Annotated in this window: 2 protein-coding genes and 1 pseudogene; all 3 read left to right on the top strand. The window is 52.2% G+C overall.

Going from position 1 to position 3,168, the window contains the following annotated elements:
* Positions 1-102: 102 nt before the first annotated feature.
* On the top strand, positions 103-1,824 hold the full coding sequence (locus ACOCD2_RS15080; protein ID WP_293649240.1) for a tetrathionate reductase family octaheme c-type cytochrome: 1,722 nt from the start codon (positions 103-105) through the stop codon (positions 1,822-1,824).
* Positions 1,824-2,477 (top strand): cytochrome b/b6 domain-containing protein, encoded by a 654-nt coding sequence (locus tag ACOCD2_RS15075; RefSeq protein ID WP_293649237.1) that lies wholly within the window; start codon positions 1,824-1,826, stop codon positions 2,475-2,477. Before ACOCD2_RS15080 ends, ACOCD2_RS15075 begins: the two co-directional genes overlap by 1 nt.
* A 196-nt stretch (positions 2,478-2,673) precedes the next feature.
* Positions 2,674-3,060 (top strand): annotated as a pseudogene (locus ACOCD2_RS15070) (PEP/pyruvate-binding domain-containing protein); the annotation flags it as partial.
* Positions 3,061-3,168: the final 108 nt, after the last annotated feature.

Genomic DNA, 3,168 nt, shown 5'->3' with positions numbered 1-3,168 from the left:
AGGCCGCGCCTTGCTATGTCAACTATTTTTTGAGATTTTTAGTGGTTTTTCTCCTCTGAAACTCTAAACTCTAGTTAAAATAGTTACTTTAACTAACTGTGGATGTCGGACTGTATGCTGTTTTCACGCAATAGATTTCTAATACGTTTGGGGTGGTCGGTTTTGCTGATATTGGGGTCTTCGGCTCCGGTGCTGGCGACCAGTGTTTCTGAAGAGGTCCCCAAAGGTGGCGTGGAATTGGGAATCAGCGAATATACTGCCATAGGCAACAAGGGCAAGGTGGACAATCCGGTTACTGCGCTGGACAAGGACAAGACCAAGAAGTCCACCACGGATCATACCAAGCTCAAAGAGCTTCAGGGGCCTTTCAACAGCGGACCGGAAGTTACCAAGGCCTGTCTGGGCTGTCACAACACCGCAGGCCATCAGTTCATCAAGAACAAGCACTGGACCTGGCGGTTCGATGATCCGATTACGGGGCAGAAACTGGGCAAGAGTGTCCTGGTCAACAATTTCTGCACCAATGCGCGTGGCAACGAGGGCATGTGTGCCCAATGTCATGCCGGATTCGGCATGAAGGACAGCAACTACGATTTCAGCAATGAAGAAAACATCGACTGTCTTGTATGTCACGACGCGACGGGCAAGTACTATAAGACACCGCCGACAAAAGGTAACAAGGCCTGTTCGGTCATGTTCGAAGGGCTCAAGCCCATCAACTGGACAAATGTCGCCCAGCATGTGCGTCTGCCAGCCCGCAGTAACTGCGGTACCTGTCATTTCTTCGGTGGCGGTGGCGACAACGTAAAACACGGCGATCTGTCCTCCGTACTGTTTCATCCGCCCAGGGATGTGGATGTCCACATGTCCGAGCAGGGTGAGAACTTTGCCTGCATTATTTGCCACGTGGGAGAAGGGCATGATTGGGCGGGCAGCCGCTACATCATGATTGCCAAGGATGAAAAGGAACACGCCAAACCTAAGCCCGGTATGGAACGGGAGACCGCCACCTGTGAAAGCTGCCATGGAGACAAACCCCATCCCACGACCGTCAGGGGATTGAAGCAGAATGATCATGTGGACCGGGTAGCCTGCGAAAGCTGTCATATACCGGCATTTGCCCGCGGTGGTGTCGCCACCAAGGTGGACTGGGACTGGCGTACAGCGGGACGCCTGCGAAACGGTGAAGGCTACAAGGAGGAAGGCTACAAGCAGGGCAATGGCGAGTGGCGTCATACTTACAAGTCCATCAAGGGAAGCTTCAAGTACGACGAGAACGTCAAACCTCTATATCGCTGGTTCAATGGCGTGATGCGTTATACGACCATCGATACCAAGTTCGATCCGAGCAAGCCGGTCGAGATCAACTATTTCAGCGGTGATCCTGCTGATCCGGATTCCCGTATCTGGCCCTTCAAGCGCATGCATACCGTGCAGCCCTATGACAAGGGCAACAACACGCTTGTATATATGCATCTTTGGGGCGACGATGATGCGGCTTTCTGGGGGAACTATGATTTCGCCAAGGCCATTAAAGTGGGCATGGAAAAGAATGGAATACCCTACAGCGGAGAATACGGCTTTATCGACAGTTATTCCTACTGGCCCATCAATCACATGGTGGCCCCCAAGGAACAGGCGCTCGCCTGTGAGGAATGCCATTCCAAGGATGGACGTCTGAAGAACCTGGACAATTTCTACATGCCCGGACGGGATGCACCACGCTGGCTAGATATCCTCGGGATACTGCTCGTGCTGGGTACACTGGCAGGTGTTCTGGGACATGGTTTGTTACGGGTCATACTGAGCAGGAGGAACAGCTGATGCCTGTTCGCAGCGTAAGAATATTCAACGGTTTTGAGCGTTTCTGGCACTGGACACAGGCAGCACTGATCATTACTTTGCTGTTTACCGGGTTCCGGATACACGGTTTTTACAATCTGATCACTTTCGACCAGGCTGTGACGGTACATACACTGGCTGCACTGTCACTGATCGTGTTGTGGGTTTTTGCCATCTTCTGGCACGTGACAACCGGTACCTGGCGGCATTATCTGCCTACGACCAATGGCCTATGGAAGGTGGCACGTTTTTATGCCTGGGGGATATTCAAGGGTGAGCAGCATCCCTATCGCAAGCACTACTGGCGCAAACACAATCCCCTGCAGGCACTGTCCTATCTGGGGCTGAAGCTGGTTCTTTTTCCCGCCATCTGGATTTCCGGTCTTGCCTATCTGACCTACAACTATTGGCAGAATGGCATTACCAGCCCGGTACTCGGATGGGTGGCGATTATCCACGTGGGTACAGCATTTGCCATCCTGGCCTTTATCATCATTCATCTCTATCTGCTGACCACGGGTGGTTCCTTCACGCATCATGTCATGCCCATGATCAGCGGTTATGATGAAGTGGATCTTACAGAAGCTGAACTGGCCTATCTTGAGCAGGATGAACCCCAACGCCTGAAGGGCTGATCGCCCGGCCAAAATCACTGACCGCCTGAAGTCCCGGCTTTGCACTTTTTACCGCCGGGATTTCGGTAATTGTTCCCATTCCCCCGGTAACTTTCTGTCTTTGCCCGCATTCAATGGTATTCTTCACTGTTATCCGCCGGAAAAACTGGCGCAGTCTTATCATGTCAACAAAGTGCAAATTCAGGAGCTGTAAATAATGTCAAAAAAGATGGTGTTTTCATTCAAGGAAGGTGATGGAAAAAATAAACATCTGTTAGGAGGAAAAGGAGCAAACCTTTGTGAGATGACTCAGATCGGACTGAATGTTCCACCGGGTTTCGTCATCTCTACTGAAGCCTGCCTGGAGTATCTGGACTCCGACACGGATGAATTGCCTGATGGCGTCATGGAAGAAGTGCATGAACAGATGAAGCAGGTCGAACAGGCTACGGGAAAAGGCTTTGGAGATGCCGAGAATCCGCTGCTGGTCTCCGTGCGTTCCGGCTCTGCCATGTCCATGCCTGGCATGATGGATACCATCCTCAACCTGGGTCTGAACGCGCAGACACTGAAGGGTGAGATCAAGCAGACGGGGGACGAGCGTTCGCTGCCAGCCATGGAGAGCGAAGCGAAGGCTGGTAGACCCCAGTAGCCGCGAGGCCGCACTGTTTTCCCGGCGTGCCTTGCGCCAGAGGGAAAACAAAGTAGGCCT

The sequence above is a fragment of the Thiolapillus sp. genome (assembly GCF_048562965.1).
GTDB lineage: Bacteria > Pseudomonadota > Gammaproteobacteria > Chromatiales > Chromatiaceae > Thiolapillus > Thiolapillus brandeum_A.
The sequence above is the reverse complement of the archived record's forward strand: the minus strand, read 5'-3'. Positions and strand labels throughout refer to the sequence as shown.